The following is a 15,704-nucleotide window of genomic DNA, read 5'->3' as shown; positions in this document are numbered from 1 at the left end:
CGTTTCCCTGCGCCATACCGCGCCGGTACGTGCCGCCATCAAGGCGGCCCGTAGCCACGGTCGGTGGTGCTGGGGTAGGTCAGCGGCGGCTCTCGCCGCTGCCGATCTCCTCGCGCTCCGGTCGGGGCTCGACCGGCGGGTGCCCCGGCGAGACCGGCGCCTCGGCCGGCTTCTCGATTGGGTAGAAGAAGCCCCGGACCGCCGGGCCGAGGGCGCCGAGCCGGTTCATCTTCTTCGGGACGACCCAGCCGACGTAGTCCAGCGCGGCGTGCTCCTCGTGGCCCTCGGCCGCGGTGAGCGGCTGGTGCACCTCGACGAACCGGCCGTCCGGCAGCCGCTTGATGATGCCGGTCTCCACGCCGTGGGCCAGCACCTCCCGGTCGTGCTGCTGCAGACCGAGGCAGATGCGGTAGGTGAGGTAGTAGGCCAGCGGCGGCAGGACCAGCAGGCCGACCCGGCCCGCCCAGGTCATCGCGTTCAAACTGATGTGGAACTTGTCGGCGATGACGTCGTTGGCGCCGGTGAGGGTCAGCACGATGAAGAACGCCACGGCCATCATGCCCAGCGCGGTCCGGGCCGGAACGTCCCGGGGCCGCTGGAGCAGGTTGTGGTGGCGGTTGTCCTTGAGGCGACGGGCCTCCAGGAACGGGTACATCGTCGACAGGCCCACCAGCACGCCGGGGAGCACGACCGTCGGCCAGAACAGCGGCGGGATGACGTACCCGTCGCCGATCGGGATGATGATCTCCCAGTTGGGCATGAGGCGGGTCGAGCCGTCGAGGAACATGACGTACCAGTCGGGCTGGCTGGCCGCGGAGACCACCCAGGCCTCGTACGGACCGAAGTACCAGATCGGGTTGATCTGGAACAGGCCACCCATCAGGGCGATCACGCCGAAGACGACCATGAAGAAGCCGCCCTGCTTGATCGCGTAGCGCGGGAACATCCGCTCGCCGACCACGTTCTCGTTGGTCCGCCCGGGGCCGGGCCACTGGGTGTGCTTCTGCTTGAAGACCAGACCCAGGTGAACGCTGATCAGCGCCACCAGCAGACCCGGGATGAGCAGCACGTGGGCGATGAAGAACCGGGGGATGATGATGGCGCCCGGGAACTCCGCGCCGAAGATCGACGAGGTGACCCACGAGCCGATCACCGGGATCGACAGCATGATGCCGGAGGCGATCCGCAGGCCGGTGCCGGACAGGCCGTCGTCCGGCAGCGAGTAGCCGGTGAAGCCGGCCAGGAAGCCCACCCAGAACAGCAGCGAGCCGATGATCCAGTTGGTCTCACGCGGCTTGCGGAACGCGCCGGTGAAGAACACCCGCAGCATGTGCACCACGATGGCGGCCATGAACAGCAGGGCCGACCAGTGGTGCATCTGCCGCATGATCAGACCACCCCGGACATCGAACGAGATGTTCAGGCTGGAGGCGTACGCGGCCGACATCGGGGTCCCCCGCAGCGGCGCGTAACTGCCGTCGTAGACCACCTCGGTCATCGCCGGCTCGAAGAAGAGGGTCAGGAAGACGCCGGTCAGCAGCAGGACGATGAACGAGAAGAGCGCGATCTCGCCGAGCAGGAAGGACCAGTGGTCGGGGAAGACCTTGTTCAGCAGCTTACGAAGCGGGGTGGCCGCCTGGAAGCGGTCGTCCAGCGCCCCGGCGGTCTTGCCGGGCAGCGCTGCTGCGTCAAACTTTCGGCGCTTCATGGCCGCTCCCAGAAGTCGGGGCCGATGGCTTCGGTGTAGTCGGACTTCGCCACGAAGAAGCCTTCCTCGTCCACCTCGATCGGCAGCTGCGGCAGCCGCCGGCTCGCTGGGCCGAAGACCGGCTCAGCGTTGCGGGTGATGAGGAACTGCGACTGGTGGCAGGGGCAGAGCAGCCGGTTGGTCTGCTGCTCGTAGAGGCTCGCCGGGCAGCCTGCGTGCGTGCAGATCTTCGAGAACGCGACGAAGTTGCCCCACATGTAGTCGGCGTGCTCGATCTTGGCGTTGGCGGCGCGCGACTTCTGCGCGTCCTCGTCACGCAGGTGGATCAGCAGCGTCGGCGAGTCGGCGTACCGGTTGCTGACCCCGCCGTCGATACCCGGGAACACGGTGAGCTGGCCACCCACGCTGACGTCGGCCGGACGGATCGGCCGGCCGTCCTCGCGGATCAGCCGGATCCTCTTCCCGTCCACCGGCTTGAACCCGGTGGTGAACATCTCGTTGTCCTTGTGCGGGTTGCGAATCAGGCCACCGATCAGCGGCGCTGCGGCCGCTGCGCCGACCGGCGCGAGCCCGGCGAGCAGCGAGACACCGAGCAGCGGCCGACGCTTGACGCCCAGCTCGTCGGCCATGTAGCGCATCGTCTCGCCGGTGATCTTGCGATCCTCCGGGGAACTCGGCTGGTCGTGCCGGTCCTGGATCGAGACTTCCTTGGGCAGCAGCTTCTTGCCCCAGGTGAGGATGCCGAAGCCGACGCCGAGCAGCGCGAGGCCGAGGGTCACGCCGAGCAGCGGGGTGTAGAACTTGTCGCCGCCGCCGCCCGGCTGCCACTGCCACGGCCACCAGATGTAGACCACCAGGAATGCGGTGGCGGCCGCCCCGGTCAGCAGGAACATCGCGGCCACCGTGCGGGTCAGCCGGCGCTCCGCCTTGCTGCCCGGGACCACCTGCGGCTCATAGTGAACGATCTCGATGTCGTCCCGCCGCGCGCCCTCCTTGACGACGTCGAACCGGGAGAGCTTGGAGTCGTTCACGTCGAGCGGCTGCCGGCCCTGCGGGGCCTGGTGCAGGGTGCTCATGCCGTCACCTCGCTACGGGCGGCGCCGGGGGTCGACGCCGCAGCACTGAAACGAATGGTCCGCTCGGTCACGACTTGCCCGCAATCCACAGGCTCGCGAAGACCAGCGCGACGATGCCGACCAGGAAGATCGCGACACCCTCGGTCGACGGGCCGTACCGGCCCAGGTTGAAACCGCCCGGGTCCTGGTTGCCCTTCAGGGCCTCCTGGATGTAGGCGATGATGTCCGCCTTCTCCTGCGGCGTGATCTGGTTGTCGCCGAACACCGGCATGTTCTGCGGGCCGCTCAGCATCGCGGCGTAGATCTGCCGGTCGCTGGACGGCGCCAGGCTCGGCGCGTACTTGCCGGAGGAGAGGGCACCGCCGCCGGCGGTGAAGGCGTGGCACTGCGAGCAGTTGATCCGGAACAGCTCGCCGCCGGTGGCCACGTTGCCGTTCTGGTGCAGGTTGTTGCCCGCGGGGACCTCCGGGCCGCCGCCGAGCTCCTGGATGTACTGGCTGAGCTGGCGCACCTGCTCGTCGGTGAACTGCGGGTACTTCCGCGGGGCCTGGGCCTCCTGACGGGCCATCGGCATCCGGCCGGTGCCGACCTGGAACTCGACTGCGGCCGCGCCGACACCGATCAGGCTCGGACCACGGTCCAGAACGCCCTGGGCGTTGCGACCGTGGCAGGTCACACAGCTCACGTCGAACAGTGCCTTGCCCTCGTTGGCGGCGGCGCTCAGGGGCGGCGTGTCCTGCGCCTGCACGGCGGGGGCGAAGACGGTGTAGGCGCCGCCGGCCAGCATCAGCGCGGCGGCCAGCCGGACCGCGGCGCCCAGCCGGCGGCGGCCCCTGCTGCGCGCTACGGGCCGCCCACGCAACCGCGCGAGCAGACCGCGTCGGCGGTCGTTGTCAGAAGTCATGACCTGTGTCCTTAACCGGTTGGACCTTGTCTCAGGGGACGGAGCAGCGGCGCGATGCGTGACGCGCCAAGATCACTGGAGCCAGTAGATCATGGCGTAGAGCCCGATCCACACGACGTCGACGAAGTGCCAGTAGTAGGACACGACGATCGCCGACGTGGCCTGCGCCGGGGTGAACCGGCCCATGGTGGTGCGGATCATGAAGATGATGAAGGCCACCAGACCGCCGGACACGTGCAGACCGTGGAAGCCGGTGGTCAGGTAGAACATCGACCCATACCCGTCTCCGTTGATCTTGACGCCCTCGTGCACCAGGTTGCGGTACTCGTTCGCCTGGCCGAGCACGAAGATCAGGCCCATCACGAAGGTGATCGTGAACCACCTGCGGAGGGCGTGGACGTCGCCCTTCTCGGCCGCGAAGACACCGAGCTGGCAGGTCACCGAGGACAACACCAGGATCGCCGTGAAGGTGGTGGCGTACGGGATGTTGAGAACCTCGGTGTGCTTCTCCCACTGCTCCGGCGCCGCCGCGCGGATCGAGAAGTACATCGCGAACAACGCCGCGAAGAACATGAGTTCGCTGGAGAGCCAGACGATCGTCCCCACGCTGACCATGTTGGGTCGGGTCAGGGAGTGGATCCGGCTCTTGTCAATGGCTGGGGCCGCAGTCACGCGGTCATTATTGCCCTTGACCGGGAACGACGATCAGCGGGGTGGCAAACCCGCACCGACAGTGGCCCGATCGGGGGCGTCCGCTTCGCCTGACCTACCCTGAAAAGCGTGCTGCACGTCGATCCGATCTTCGTCGCCACCTCGGCCGCTCCGCCACGCGTCGTCCCGGCGCTCCTGGCGGCGGGGGGCGAGGCCGCCCTGCCGCCGTTCACCGTCGCGCGGGTCCTCACCGAGGCCCGGCTGAACAGCTGGCTCACCCTCGGCATACTCCTCGCCGCCGGTCTCTACCTGTACGGCGTGTACCGACTGCGGCTGCGCGGCGACCGCTGGCCGGTGGTCCGGACGGTGTGCTTCCTCGGCCCCGGCCTGGGCGGCATCGCGGCGGTCACCCTCAGTGGGCTGGGCACGTACGACACCACCGTGCTGTCGGTGCACATGGTGCAGCACATGGTGCTGTCCATGATCTCGCCGATCTTCCTGGCGCTGGGCGCCCCGGTGACGCTCGCCCTGCGCACCCTCTCGGTGCGGCCCCGCCGGCGACTGCTGGCGATCGTGCACAGCCGGATCGCCCGGATCTACACCTTCCCGCTGGTCGCGTTCGCCATCTTCGTGGTGAACCCGTTCGTGCTCTACTTCACCGACCTCTACCGCTACACGCTGCAGCACGAATGGGCGCACGAGCTGACCCACGCGCACTTCATCATGACCGGCTGCGTCTTCTTCTGGCCCCTGCTCGGCCTGGACCCGCTGCCCGGGCGCTGGCCGTACCCGGCCCGGGCGCTGCTGATGCTGCTCTCCGTGCCCTTCCACACCGTGCTCGGGCTCACGATCATGCAGAGCACCACCCTGCTCGGCGGCGACTGGTACCCGTCGCTGCAGCTGAGCTGGTCGGACCCGTGGAACGACCAGGTGGTGGCCGGCGGCGTGCTCTGGGCCGGTGGCGAGTTCGTCAGCGTCACCATGCTGGCCGTGCTGGTCGTGCAGTGGATCAAACAGTCCGAACGGGAGGCCCGCCGGCTGGACCGGGAGCTGGACCGCCAGGAGGCGCGCCAGCGGGCCGCGGAGAACGCCGCCTGAGCGCCACCGGTGGCGCGCGCCACCGGTGGGCAGGGCGGGCCGTCCGGCCGAATGTGACGCCCGCTACGATCAGCGGGCAGCTACGAAGTGGGAGCCAGCCGGCATGAGTGATCGTCTTTGCACCGTCCTGCTCTACAGCGACGACCCGAAGGTCCGCGACCGGATGCGACTCGCCGTCGGCACCCGGCCCGCGCCCGGGCTTGAGATCGAGTTCGTCGAGGCCTCCGACTACGCCGAGTGCGTCCGGCTGGTCGACGACTACGAGATCGATCTGCTCCTGCTCGACGGCGAGGCGACCCCGGGCGGCGGCATCGGCATCGCCCGCCAGATCAAGGACGACCGGGACGACGCCCCGCTGACCTGCGTGGTGCTCGCCCGCGCCGCCGACCGCTGGCTGGCCGCGTACGCCGAGGTCGACGCCACACTGACCCACCCGCTCGACCCGGTGGCCACCGGCACCACCGTCGCCGAGCTGCTGCGGCGTACGCACGTCGCAGCCTGAGTCGACCACTCGGCGCCACGGCAGCCAGGCAGTGGCGCCGCACACCCGCTCTCTCCACGCCCCGCTCAGGAGGCCCACCATGGGCGAACGGACCTGGCCGCTGTTGCTCAACGCGCTGCTGCGCGACGAGGAACTCACCACCGCCGACACCGCCTGGGCGATGGACGAGATCATGACCGGCTCGGCCAGCCCGGCGCAGGTGGCCGGCTTCGCGGTGGCGCTACGGGCCAAGGGCGAGACGCCGGCCGAGCTGGCCGGCCTGGTGGAGGCGATGCTCGGCCGGTCCGTCGAGGTCGAGCTTCCCGAGGAGCTCCGGGCCACCGCGCTGGACGTGGTCGGCACCGGCGGTGACCTCGCGCACACGGTCAACATCTCCACGATGACCGCGCTCGTGGTGGCCGGGGCCGGCGTCCGGGTGGTCAAGCACGGCAACCGCGCCGCCTCCTCCTCGTGCGGCACCGCCGACCTGCTGGAATACCTCGGCGTGCCGTTGGACCTGACCCCCGAGCAGGTGGCCCGGTGCGTGACCGAGGCCGGCATCGGGTTCTGCTTCGCGGCCCGCTTCCACCCGGGGATGCGCCACGCCGGCCCGGTCCGCCGGGAGGTCGGCGTACCCACCTTCTTCAACTTCCTCGGCCCGCTGACCAACCCGGCCCGCCCCCGGGCCGGCGCGGTCGGCTGCTTCGACCGCCGGATGGCGCCGGTGATGGCGGCCGTCTTCGCGGCCCGCGGAGACTCGGTGGTCGTGATGCGCGGCGAGGACGGGCTGGACGAGTTCAGCACCGCGGCGCCGACCCGCGTCTGGGTGGCCCAGCAGGGCACCGTTCGGGAGGCGCTGCTGGACGCGGTGACGCTCGGGGTGCCGCGGTCCACCCTGGCCGATCTGCGGGGCGGCGACGCCGCGTACAACGCCGGCGTGGCCCGGCGGCTGCTGGCCGGCGAGACCGGCCCGGTCCGGGACGCGGTGCTGGTGAACGCCGCGGTGGCGCTGGCCACCCAGGGCCCGCTCGACGGCGACCTGCACGAGGCGCTGCGGGCCGGCCTGGCCCGGGCGGCCGAGTCGATCGACTCCGGGGCCGCCGCCGGCGTCCTGGACCGGTGGCTCGAGGTCGGCCGCTCGCTCTGACCGGCCGCGCGTCGGCCAAGCGCACGCTGACCGGCCGCACGCTGGCCTGACCAACGTACGCGAAAGGCCCGCGTCCCCTACCGGGGCGCGGGCCTTTTCGGCGCAGCGTCAGGTCAGTGCTCGGCGGTCCGGCGGGTGCCGGAGTAGTACTCGAAGAGCAGGCCGCTCGCGGCGAAGATGACCGCCACCGCGCCCACGCCCAGCAGCCACATCTGCCAGAAGACCAGCCCCAGGCCGGCGATCGTCGCGGCCAGGGCCACGCCGAACGGCCAGTAGCTGCCCGGGCTGAAGAAGCCGACCTCACCCGCGCCGTCGGCGATCTCGCCGTCCGGCCGGTCCTCCGGGCGCAGGTCGATCCGGCGGGAAACAAACCAGAAGAAGCCGCCGCACATCGAACAGAGAAGGAACGACAGCGCAAGCGCGACGGTGCCGACCCACTCGACCCGGCCGCTCTCGCCGGCCGTCCAGGCGCCGTAGAGAACGGCGGTGCCGGCAAGGAACGACGCCACGATCAGGAAGATTCGCCACTCGGTCTTCATGCCGGATCCCTCAGCTTCCCGCGCCGGCCGACGCGTCGGTCGGGTTGAAGTTGTTCGTGGTGCGCCGGGTGTCGAACGGCTTGGTGGTGGTGGCGTACGGGGCCTCGCCGATCGCCGAGAGCGCCTCCTGCGTCGACTTGCCGGCCTTCTTCTCCGCGAGGAACTGGTCGAACTTCTGCGGCGAGACGACCCGCAGCTCGAAGTTCATGAAGGCGTGGTAGGTGCCGCACAGCTCGGCGCAGCGGCCGACGAACGCGGCCTCCTGGTCGATGCTGGAGACCTCGAAGACGTTGCGGATGTTACCCGGCATGACGTCCCGCTTGAACAGCAGCTCCGGCACCCAGAAGGAGTGGACGACGTCGCGGCTCTGCTCCTCGAACCGGATCGACCGACCGCTCGGCAGGACCAGAATCGGGATGACGTCGCTGGTGCCGAGGGTCGAGGCGACGGTCTTGGCGTCGCGGCCCTGGCCGTCGCGGTAGTTGAACTGCCAGTTCCACTTGAAGGCCACGACCTCGACGGTCATGTCGGGGTTCTTCGTGAGCTTGTCCACGTCGGTCTGCACAACCGCCGTGTAGTAGAAGAGCACGGAGACCACGAGGATCGGCGCGATGGTGTAGAGGAACTCCATCGGCAGGTTGTAGCGGGTCTGCACCGGCAGCTCGTTGCCCCGCTTCCGGTAGCGGATCACGCACCAGAAGATCAGGCCCCAGACGAACACGCCGACCGCGAGCGCCGCGATGCAGGACGCGATCCACAGGTCGTACATCCGGTGGGATTCCGGAGTGATGCCGCCCTGCGGCCACCCGAAGCCACCGAACGTCTTGCCGACGTCGCAGCCGGTGAGCAGAACCAGCAGCGCGGCTCCGCCGAGGCTGAGCCCGGCGAGTCGACCAGCACCACGCCGCCGGCGTCCACCGGCTCCCTGGGAAGCGCTGTGCCGTACGGCCGACGGCCGTACCTCCGAACTCCTTGCGACCACCTGGTCCTGCCTCCCTAGCGCGCCGCGGTGGTTGTTTCCTCCAGCACCGACGGCAAAGGCGTCACCGACGGTCGCAGATTACTCGACCATGACTGGCCTGACCGTCTTGGGGTCACTCTCCGCCCCCATCGGGGCGTCCGTGACAAGACGGCGCGATAGCGTCGGCAGTCGTGAGCACACCCCCGGTCTACCTGGACGCGGCCACCGCCGCCCCGCTGCATCCCGTCGCGCGGCAGGCGCTGCTGGCCGCGCTGGACGACGGCTGGGCCGACCCGGGCCGGCTCTACGCCCAGGCCCGCCGGGGCCGCCAACTCCTCGACGCCGCCCGCGAGGCCGCCGCCCAGACTCTCGGCGTCCGCGCCGACGAGCTCTCCTTCACCGCCAGCGGTACGACCGCGGCGCACGCCGCCGTGCTGGGTGGCCTGCTCGGGCGGCGGCGGGTCGGCGGCGCGCTGGTGCACTCGGCGATCGAGCACTCGGCCGTGCTGCATGCCGCGCAGCGGCACGTGGCCGACGGTGGGACGGCGACGTCCGTGCCCGTGGACCGGCTCGGCCGGCTGGACCTGGCCGCCTGGACTGCCGCGGTGGGTACGCCCGGGGTGGCTCTGGCCGCCCTGATCGGGGCCAGCCACGAGGTGGGCACGGTGCAGCCGGTGCCGGCGGCGGCCGAGGCGTGCGCGCAGGCGGGGGTGCCGCTGTACGTCGACGCGGCGCAGTTGGTCGGCCGGGCGCCGCTGCCGGCCGGCTGGTCGGTGCTGACCGCGAGCGCGCACAAGTGGGGCGGGCCGCCCGGCGTCGGGCTGCTGGTGGTCCGCAAGGGCACCCGCTGGGAGTCGCCGTTCCCCGCCGACGAGCGGGAGTCGGGGCGTACGCCGGGGGTGTTGAACCTGCCGGCGGTGGTGGCCGCGGCGGCGAGCCTGCGCGCGGCGGCGGCCGACGCGGCGGCCGAGACGGCCCGGCTGGCGCCGCTGGTGGACCGGATCCGGGCGCGGGTGGCGGCCGAGGTGCCGGACGTGGAGGTGGTCGGCGACCCGGTGGACCGGCTGCCCCACCTGGTCACCTTCTCCTGCCTTTACGTGGACGGCGAGGCGCTGCTGCACGCGCTGGACCGACGCGGCTTCGCGGTCTCCTCCGGCTCCTCCTGCACCTCCTCGACGCTGCGGCCGTCGCACGTGTTGGAGGCGATGGGGGTGCTGTCGCACGGCAACGTCCGGGTGTCGCTGCACCGGGAGACGACCGAGGCGGAGGTGGAGCGCTTCCTCGCCGAGCTGCCCGGGGTGGTCGCCGACCTGCGCGCCGAGGCGGGAGTGACCGGGCTGTGAGCGAACCGGACGAGGTGCTGGACTGCCGGGGCCAGCGCTGCCCGCTACCCGTGATCAACCTGGCTCGCAGGCTGCCCGAGCTGCCCTTGGGCGCGGTGGTGCGGGTGCTGGCCGACGATCCGGCCGCCGCGGTCGACATCCCGGCCTGGTGCCGGATGCGCGGCCAGGAGTTCCTCGCCGCCCACCCCGACGCCTACGACGTCCGCCGAGTTGGGTAAGGAGGGGCCCCCTGTTAACGCCTCCGGTAGAGCAGGGGCCCCCTTTTAACACGTCAGCCTCGGGCGCTCATCGATCGAGCCAGATCAGGTGCAGCCGGCCGTTTGTTCGGGCGAGCAGGCGCAGCGTGCTTTCGGTATCGGAGAACCGGCCGGTGTACGACCGGGCGGGGTCGCAGAAGATCACGCCGTCGGCGAAGGAGAAGGGGACGCCGGATGGCACCACGTACTGACCCGTCCGCGCTGCGTTGGCTGATCGGGGCCGAGCTGGGGCGGTACCGACGCGAGGCGACGTTGAGCCTGGCCGAGCTGTCGGCCCGTACGGGCATCGGCAAGCCGAAGCTCGGCCACATGGAGACCGGCCGCTACCAGCAGTTCCCCGAGGACATCGCGACGGTGCTGCGGGCCTGCGAGGTCGAGCAGAGCGCGATCGACCGGCTCACCGCCATCGCCAGCCGCTCCGACGCGAAGACCTGGTGGGCACCCTGGGCGGCGGTCATGCCCGACTGGTTCAAGACGTACGTCGGCCTGGAAGGGCTGGCCGACAGCGCGTTCGTCTTCGAGTCGATGGTGGTCCCCGGCCTGCTCCAGACCGAGGAGTACGCGCAGGCGCTGACCCTCGGCACCGGCTTCGTACGGCCCGACCACGCCGAGCGGTTCGTCTCGTTCCGGCAGGTGCGGGCCCGCCGCCTCACCGACGACCCGCCGCTCGGCCTGCACGCGGTGATCGGCGAGGCGGCGCTGCGGCTGCGGGTCAACGGCGACGGGACCCGGCGGGCCCAGCTCGCGCACCTGGCCGCCATGGCCGAGCTGCCCAACGTCACCGTGCAGGTGCTCCGCCCCGAGGACGGGCCACACCCCGGCCACGCCGCTGGGCAAGTTCGTCCTGCTGGACTTCGCGCACGTCCGGCCGATCGCCTACACCGAGGTGCTCGACGGTGCGATGTACGTGCAGGATCCGGACGGCGTGCGCACCTATAGCATGGTGGCAGACAACTTGCGCCAGGTCGCCCTCTCGCCCGCCGAGTCCCGGGCGATGATCAGGGAGCTGGCCGGCGCCTAGCTCCGGAGGCGATCGTGTCCACCCCCGACCTCACCAACGCCCGATGGTTCACCAGCAGCCGCAGCGCCAACAACGGCGACTGCGTGGAATGCGCCGTCCTGCCCGACGCGATGGCGGTACGGGACAGCAAGGACCCCTCGGGCCCGGCGCTCGTCTTCCCAGCGGCCCAGTGGTCGGCCTTCCTGGCCACCATCCCCACGTCCCCCACCCCCTGACACCCCCCCATCCACCCGACGCCCTCCCGCGATCTTGGACGGAAGTGGCCCCTATGGGGACCGATCCGTACCAAGATCTCTGAGCGTCGGGGGCGCCGGCGGGGGGGGTTACGGGAGTAGGTGGGGGCGGACCTCTTCGGCGGTGGCGTCGCCGTACGACTCGGCGAACCGTTTGACGAACAGATCCCGGCGAACCTGGTACTCCTGAGTGCCGATGGTCTCCAGCACCAGGGTGGCCAGCAGCGAGCCGACCTGGGCGGCCCGCTCCAGGCCCAGCCCCCAGGAGAGGGCGGCGAGGAAGCCGGCCCGGAAGCCGTCGCCGACGCCGGTCGGGTCGACCGCCTGGATCTCCCGGGCGATCGGCACGTGGATCGTGTCGAAGTCGCGGCCGGCGATTTCCGCGCCGTCCTTGCCCAGCGTGGTGACCCGGACCTTGACCCGGTCCAGCAGTTGCGCGTCGGTGAGACCGGCCTTGCTCAACAGCAACGACTTCTCGTAGTCGTTGGTCATCAGATAGTCGGCGCCGTCGATCAGGCCGAGGACCTGCTTCCCGTCCATTCGGGCCAGCTGCTGGGACGGGTCGGCGACGAACGGGTAGCCGCGTTCCCGGCACTCTTCCGAGTGGCGGATCATCGCCTCCGGGTCGTTGGCGCCGACCAGCACCAGGTCGAGGCCGCCCAGCCGCTGCGCCACCGGGGCCAGCTCGATGTTGCGGGCCTCGCTCATCGCGCCGGCGTAGAACGAGGCGATCTGGCACATGTCGGTGTCGGTGGTGCAGACGAACCGCGCGGTGTGCGCCACCTCGCTGATGTGCACCGAGTCGCAGTCGACGCCGTGCCGCTCCAGCCACGACCGGTAGTCGTCGAAATCCGCGCCGACCGCGCCGAGCAGCACCGGGCGCAGCCCGAGCTGGGCCATGCCGAAGGCGATGTTCGCCGCCACGCCGCCGCGCCGCAGCACTAGGTCGTCCACGAGGAACGACAGCGACACCTTGTGGAGCTGGTCGGCGATGAGCTGGTCGGCGAAGCGGCCGGGGAAGCTCATCAGGTGGTCGGTGGCGATCGAGCCAGTTACGGCGATCTTCATGTCAGCCCTCGTGGTCGGAAGCTCGGCGCCGGTCAGCCTACCGGTCACCCCGGCCCGCCGGACCGGACCGGTCGACAATCGGTCATACTCCGCACGCACGAAGGTCACCGCGTGGACACCGGCAGAGCGCAACGACAGCAACGGCGGAACCACCCCCGGTGAGGGTGGTCCCGCCGTTGCGTATGTCAGCCGTCGGCCCGGTGCGGGCCACTGCGGCGTCGACTCAGCTGAACGAGTCGCCGCAGGCGCAGGAGTTGCCGGCGTTCGGGTTGTCGATGGTGAAGCCCTGGGCGTCGATCCGGTCGGCGAAGTCGATGGTCGCGCCGGCCAGGTAGGGCGCGCTCATCCGGTCGACGACGACCTCAACGCCGTCGAAGTCGGTGACGATGTCACCGTCGAGCGACCGCTCGTCGAAGAAGAGCTGGTACCGCAGGCCGGAGCAACCGCCCGGCTGCACGGCGACCCGGAGCCGCAGGTCGTCGCGGCCCTCCTGCTCGATCAGGGCCTTGACCTTCTGCGCCGCGACGTCGGTGAGGACGACGTTGTTGGGGGCCTTGGCCTCGGTCGACTCGGTCTGCGCTGGCGTGGTCACGTGGAAATCTCCCTGCGCGTGTGGGTCCGGACGCACTGGTCAACATCTCCCGTCGCCCAGTCATTCCCGGTGTGGTCCAGACCCGATCGTACGCCGCCCGGCTGGAACTCACCCCGGGTGCCGTGACTCGTGGCCGGCACCACCGGGCCCCGGGTCAGCGGCTCCACTGCCGGGCCAGCCGGGCGCCCAGCGCGCGCAGCCCCTCAGCGGGCCGTTCCAGCGCCGCCTCCACCCCGCCGCGTTCCTCGCCGCCGAAGTGCTCCACCAGGCTGTACGCCTCGGTCACGCCGGCCGCGGCGGCCTCCCGCCGCCCGGTGCTCACCCGTCCGGCCAGCACCACGCAGGGCACGCCCCGGTCCCGGGCGGCCCCGGCCACCCCGGCCACGACCTTGCCGCGCAGCGACTGGTGGTCGAAGGACCCCTCCCCTGTGATCACCAGGTCGGCGGCGTCCAGCGCGGCGTCCAGCCCGATGGCCCGGGTGACCAGCCCGATGCCGGACTCGCACCGACCGCCGAGGGCGAGGATCGCCGCGCCGAGCCCACCGGCCGCGCCGCCGCCGGGCAGCGCGCCGAGCCCGGGCGGGCAGCCGGGCAACTCGCGTTCCAGCACCTCGGCCCAGCGCTCCAGCGCCGCATCGAGCAGCAGCACGTCGGGCCGGTCGGCGCCCTTCTGCGGGCCGTACACGTTGCTCGCGCCGTGCAGTCCGAGCAGCGGGTTGTCGACGTCGGTGGCGGCGACCAAGGCAGCCCCGCGTACCCGGGGGGCGCCGTCCAGCGCGGCCACCGCCGCGAGGGCCGCCCCGCCGTACGGCAGGGCCTGGCCGGCCTGGTCCAGCGCGGTGACGCCCAGCGGGGTGAACATCCCGGCGCCCCCGTCGTTGGTGGCGGAGCCGCCGAGCCCGATCACCACGGTTCGCGCGCCCGCCTCGATTGCGGCCGCCACCAGCAGCCCCAGCCCGTACGAGGTGGTGGTCTTCGGGTCGCGTTCGGCGGCGGCGAGCAGGTGCAGCCCGCAGGACTGGGCGCTCTCCAGGTAGGCGGTGCCGTCATTGGTGAGCAGGATCTCACCGGCGGCGGGCCGGCCGAGCGGGTCGACGGTCGGCACCGGCAGCCGCCGCCCGTCGAGCGCCTCGGCGAGCACGGCGACGAACCCGGGCCCGCCGTCGGCGAGCGGCCGGAGCAGCAGCTCGTCGGCGGGGGCCACGGTCCGCCAGCCCTCGGCCACCGCGGCGGCCACCTCCTGAGCCGGCAGCGTGCCGGCGAACTTGTCCGGGCAGAGCAGCACGCGCATGCGCAGCAGTGTGGCAGGCCACATCGGCGGCGGCTGCGGGACCGTCTGGCTGTGGGACGATGGGAGGCGTGACTTCGACCTGGGTTGAGCCCTCCAACACCGCCACTGCGCTGCTGCTCCTCGGCCGCGGCAGCGACCCCGCCACCGAGCGTGGCGTGGAGTGTCCGGGTGACCTCCCCGCGCCGAGCGACCCGGGCCTGGTGGCCCGCGCGGCGGCGGCGAAGGCCGCGCTCGGCACGAAGGTCTTCGTGCTGGGCCACCACTACCAGCGCGACGAGGTGATCCAGTTCGCCGACGTGACCGGCGACTCGTTCAAGCTGGCCCGCGAGGCGGCGGCCCGCCCCGACGCGGAATACATCGTCTTCTGCGGCGTGCACTTCATGGCCGAGAGCGCCGACATCCTCACCTCGGACCGGCAGCGGGTGATCCTGCCCGACCTCGCCGCCGGCTGCTCGATGGCCGACATGGCCGTGCTGTCGCAGGTCGAGACCGCCTGGGACCTGCTGACCGAGCTGGGCGTCGCGGCGGACACCGTCCCGGTGACCTACATGAACTCCTCGGCCGACATCAAGGGCTTCGTCGGCCGGCACGGCGGTGTGGTCTGCACCTCGTCCAACGCGAAGCGGGCGCTGGACTGGGCATTCCAGCAGGGGTCGAAGGTGCTCTTCCTGCCCGACCAGCATCTGGGCCGCAACACGGCGGTGCTGGAGATGGGCTTCACACTGGACGACTGCGTCCTCTACGACCCGCACAAGCCGGGCGGTGGGCTCACCCCGGAGCAGCTCCGCGACGCGAAGATGATCCTGTGGCGTGGGCACTGCTCGGTGCACGGCCGGTTCACGCTGGACAGCGTCAACGACGTCCGGGAGCGGGTGCCGGGGGTCAACGTGCTGGTCCACCCGGAGTGCCGGCACGAGGTGGTCACCGCCGCCGACTTCGTCGGCTCGACCGAATACATCATCAAGGCCATCGAGGCGGCCCCGGCCGGCTCGGCGTGGGCGGTGGGCACCGAGCTGAACCTGGTCCGTCGGCTGGCGCTGGCCCACCCCGACAAGCAGATCATGTTCCTGGACCGAGCGGTCTGCTACTGCTCGACGATGAACCGGATCGACCTGCCGCACCTGGTGTGGGCTCTGGAGGAGCTGGTCGCCGGGCGCGTGGTCAACCAGATCACCGTCGACCCGGACACCACGCACCACGCCCGGGCCGCGCTGGACCAGATGCTCGCCCTCCCAGGCGCTTGATCACCCTCGGTCACATCACTGGCACAGAAACGCACGGGACACCCCAGTTCGTGCCCTCGCTGGTGATGTGACCGATTACATTTTCGTCAC

The 15,704-nt window shown here is 71.1% G+C and carries 19 protein-coding genes; 9 read left to right on the top strand and 10 right to left on the bottom strand.

Annotated elements, in window-relative coordinates; translation table 11 throughout:
• Positions 1–79: 79 nt before the first annotated feature.
• The 4 genes from ABZ671_RS27680 to ABZ671_RS27665 all read right to left on the bottom strand — a co-directional run bounded on the left by ABZ671_RS27680 (position 80) and on the right by ABZ671_RS27665 (position 4,360).
• Complete coding sequence (locus tag ABZ671_RS27680; RefSeq protein ID WP_357863615.1) at positions 80–1,708, bottom strand: cytochrome bc complex cytochrome b subunit; 1,629 nt, start codon at positions 1,706–1,708, stop codon at positions 80–82.
• Entirely contained in the window at positions 1,705–2,784 is a 1,080-nt protein-coding gene (locus ABZ671_RS27675; RefSeq protein WP_357863613.1) for a Rieske 2Fe-2S domain-containing protein, read from the bottom strand. Before ABZ671_RS27675 ends, ABZ671_RS27680 begins: the two co-directional genes overlap by 4 nt.
• Positions 2,785–2,851: 67 nt before the next feature.
• Positions 2,852–3,688 (bottom strand): cytochrome c, encoded by an 837-nt coding sequence (locus tag ABZ671_RS27670; protein WP_357863610.1) that lies wholly within the window; start codon positions 3,686–3,688, stop codon positions 2,852–2,854.
• Between the two features lie 72 nt (positions 3,689–3,760).
• The gene (locus tag ABZ671_RS27665) at positions 3,761–4,360 is read right to left on the bottom strand and encodes a heme-copper oxidase subunit III (protein WP_357863607.1); all 600 of its coding nucleotides are present in this window, start codon (positions 4,358–4,360) and stop codon (positions 3,761–3,763) included.
• A gap of 108 nt (positions 4,361–4,468) precedes the next feature.
• Between ABZ671_RS27665 and ABZ671_RS27660 the strand changes: the two genes are divergently transcribed.
• The 3 genes from ABZ671_RS27660 (at position 4,469) to trpD (ending at position 7,065) form a co-directional block, all read left to right on the top strand.
• Complete coding sequence (locus tag ABZ671_RS27660; protein ID WP_357863604.1) at positions 4,469–5,437, top strand: cytochrome c oxidase assembly protein; 969 nt, start codon at positions 4,469–4,471, stop codon at positions 5,435–5,437.
• Between the two features lie 103 nt (positions 5,438–5,540).
• Positions 5,541–5,939, top strand: coding sequence for a hypothetical protein (locus ABZ671_RS27655; protein ID WP_357863602.1), 399 nt, complete (start codon positions 5,541–5,543; stop codon positions 5,937–5,939).
• A gap of 79 nt (positions 5,940–6,018) precedes the next feature.
• A complete protein-coding gene (gene trpD / locus ABZ671_RS27650; protein ID WP_357863600.1) occupies positions 6,019–7,065 on the top strand; it encodes an anthranilate phosphoribosyltransferase in 1,047 nt (348 codons plus the stop codon).
• 113 nt (positions 7,066–7,178) lie between these two features.
• Here trpD and ABZ671_RS27645 read toward each other — a convergent pair whose 3' ends face one another.
• Positions 7,179–7,604 carry a cytochrome c oxidase subunit 4 gene (locus ABZ671_RS27645; protein WP_357863597.1) on the bottom strand — a complete coding sequence of 142 codons (426 nt, stop codon included), beginning with the start codon at positions 7,602–7,604 and terminating at the stop codon, positions 7,179–7,181.
• A gap of 10 nt (positions 7,605–7,614) precedes the next feature.
• A complete protein-coding gene (locus ABZ671_RS27640; protein ID WP_357863594.1) occupies positions 7,615–8,586 on the bottom strand; it encodes a cytochrome c oxidase subunit II in 972 nt (323 codons plus the stop codon).
• A 170-nt stretch (positions 8,587–8,756) separates the two neighbouring features.
• On the opposite strand from ABZ671_RS27640, the gene ABZ671_RS27635 reads away from it, so the two are divergent.
• Complete coding sequence (locus ABZ671_RS27635) at positions 8,757–9,908, top strand: aminotransferase class V-fold PLP-dependent enzyme (RefSeq protein ID WP_357863591.1); 1,152 nt, start codon at positions 8,757–8,759, stop codon at positions 9,906–9,908.
• Entirely contained in the window at positions 9,905–10,126 is a 222-nt protein-coding gene (locus ABZ671_RS27630; protein ID WP_357863588.1) for a sulfurtransferase TusA family protein, read from the top strand. Before ABZ671_RS27635 ends, ABZ671_RS27630 begins: the two co-directional genes overlap by 4 nt.
• 67 nt (positions 10,127–10,193) lie before the next feature.
• Here the strand turns inward: ABZ671_RS27630 and ABZ671_RS27625 are convergent, their stop codons facing one another.
• Positions 10,194–10,346, bottom strand: coding sequence for a hypothetical protein (locus ABZ671_RS27625; protein ID WP_357863586.1), 153 nt, complete (start codon positions 10,344–10,346; stop codon positions 10,194–10,196).
• Here ABZ671_RS27625 and ABZ671_RS27620 point away from each other — a divergent pair.
• Genes ABZ671_RS27620 through ABZ671_RS27610 form a run of 3 tightly spaced genes read left to right on the top strand, consistent with a single transcriptional unit; the run spans position 10,340 to position 11,401 of the window.
• Positions 10,340–11,104, top strand: coding sequence for a helix-turn-helix transcriptional regulator (locus tag ABZ671_RS27620; protein ID WP_357863583.1), 765 nt, complete (start codon positions 10,340–10,342; stop codon positions 11,102–11,104). The two genes, ABZ671_RS27625 and ABZ671_RS27620, sit on opposite strands and share 7 nt — an antisense overlap.
• Positions 11,052–11,186 carry a Scr1 family TA system antitoxin-like transcriptional regulator gene (locus ABZ671_RS27615; RefSeq protein WP_357863580.1) on the top strand — a complete coding sequence of 45 codons (135 nt, stop codon included), beginning with the start codon at positions 11,052–11,054 and terminating at the stop codon, positions 11,184–11,186. Before ABZ671_RS27620 ends, ABZ671_RS27615 begins: the two co-directional genes overlap by 53 nt.
• 14 nt (positions 11,187–11,200) lie before the next feature.
• Positions 11,201–11,401 carry a DUF397 domain-containing protein gene (locus tag ABZ671_RS27610; RefSeq protein ID WP_357863577.1) on the top strand — a complete coding sequence of 67 codons (201 nt, stop codon included), beginning with the start codon at positions 11,201–11,203 and terminating at the stop codon, positions 11,399–11,401.
• A gap of 108 nt (positions 11,402–11,509) precedes the next feature.
• On the opposite strand, the gene ABZ671_RS27605 is transcribed toward ABZ671_RS27610, so the two are convergent.
• The 3 genes from ABZ671_RS27605 to ABZ671_RS27595 all read right to left on the bottom strand — a co-directional run bounded on the left by ABZ671_RS27605 (position 11,510) and on the right by ABZ671_RS27595 (position 14,394).
• A complete protein-coding gene (locus tag ABZ671_RS27605) occupies positions 11,510–12,487 on the bottom strand; it encodes a carbohydrate kinase family protein (RefSeq protein ID WP_357863574.1) in 978 nt (325 codons plus the stop codon).
• Positions 12,488–12,710: 223 nt separating this feature from the next.
• The gene (gene erpA, locus ABZ671_RS27600; RefSeq protein ID WP_357863571.1) at positions 12,711–13,079 is read right to left on the bottom strand and encodes an iron-sulfur cluster insertion protein ErpA; all 369 of its coding nucleotides are present in this window, start codon (positions 13,077–13,079) and stop codon (positions 12,711–12,713) included.
• A gap of 154 nt (positions 13,080–13,233) precedes the next feature.
• Positions 13,234–14,394 carry a glycerate kinase gene (locus tag ABZ671_RS27595; RefSeq protein ID WP_357863568.1) on the bottom strand — a complete coding sequence of 387 codons (1,161 nt, stop codon included), beginning with the start codon at positions 14,392–14,394 and terminating at the stop codon, positions 13,234–13,236.
• A gap of 44 nt (positions 14,395–14,438) precedes the next feature.
• Here ABZ671_RS27595 and nadA point away from each other — a divergent pair, with 44 nt between their 5' ends.
• On the top strand, positions 14,439–15,614 hold the full coding sequence (gene nadA, locus ABZ671_RS27590; protein WP_357863565.1) for a quinolinate synthase NadA: 1,176 nt from the start codon (positions 14,439–14,441) through the stop codon (positions 15,612–15,614).
• The last annotated feature ends 90 nt before the right edge of the window (positions 15,615–15,704 follow it).

Origin of the sequence: Micromonospora sp. NPDC006766, from assembly GCF_040636055.1 — a bacterium.
Taxonomy (GTDB): Bacteria; Actinomycetota; Actinomycetes; order Mycobacteriales; family Micromonosporaceae; genus Micromonospora.
This window is presented reverse-complemented; position numbering and strand designations above follow the sequence as displayed.

Bases quoted from the DNA above. Each gene is read 5' to 3' on its own strand.
- ABZ671_RS27680 (WP_357863615.1), bottom strand. From the start codon at position 1,708: ATGAAGCGCCGAAAGTTTGACGCAGCAGCGCTGCCCGGCAAGACCGCC.
- ABZ671_RS27675 (WP_357863613.1), bottom strand. From the start codon at position 2,784: ATGAGCACCCTGCACCAGGCCCCGCAGGGCCGGCAGCCGCTCGACGTG.
- ABZ671_RS27670 (WP_357863610.1), bottom strand. From the start codon at position 3,688: ATGACTTCTGACAACGACCGCCGACGCGGTCTGCTCGCGCGGTTGCGT.
- ABZ671_RS27655 (WP_357863602.1), top strand. From the start codon at position 5,541: ATGAGTGATCGTCTTTGCACCGTCCTGCTCTACAGCGACGACCCGAAG.
- trpD (WP_357863600.1), top strand. From the start codon at position 6,019: ATGGGCGAACGGACCTGGCCGCTGTTGCTCAACGCGCTGCTGCGCGAC.
- ABZ671_RS27645 (WP_357863597.1), bottom strand. From the start codon at position 7,604: ATGAAGACCGAGTGGCGAATCTTCCTGATCGTGGCGTCGTTCCTTGCC.
- ABZ671_RS27620 (WP_357863583.1), top strand. From the start codon at position 10,340: ATGGCACCACGTACTGACCCGTCCGCGCTGCGTTGGCTGATCGGGGCC.
- ABZ671_RS27605 (WP_357863574.1), bottom strand. From the start codon at position 12,487: ATGAAGATCGCCGTAACTGGCTCGATCGCCACCGACCACCTGATGAGC.
- ABZ671_RS27595 (WP_357863568.1), bottom strand. From the start codon at position 14,394: ATGTGGCCTGCCACACTGCTGCGCATGCGCGTGCTGCTCTGCCCGGAC.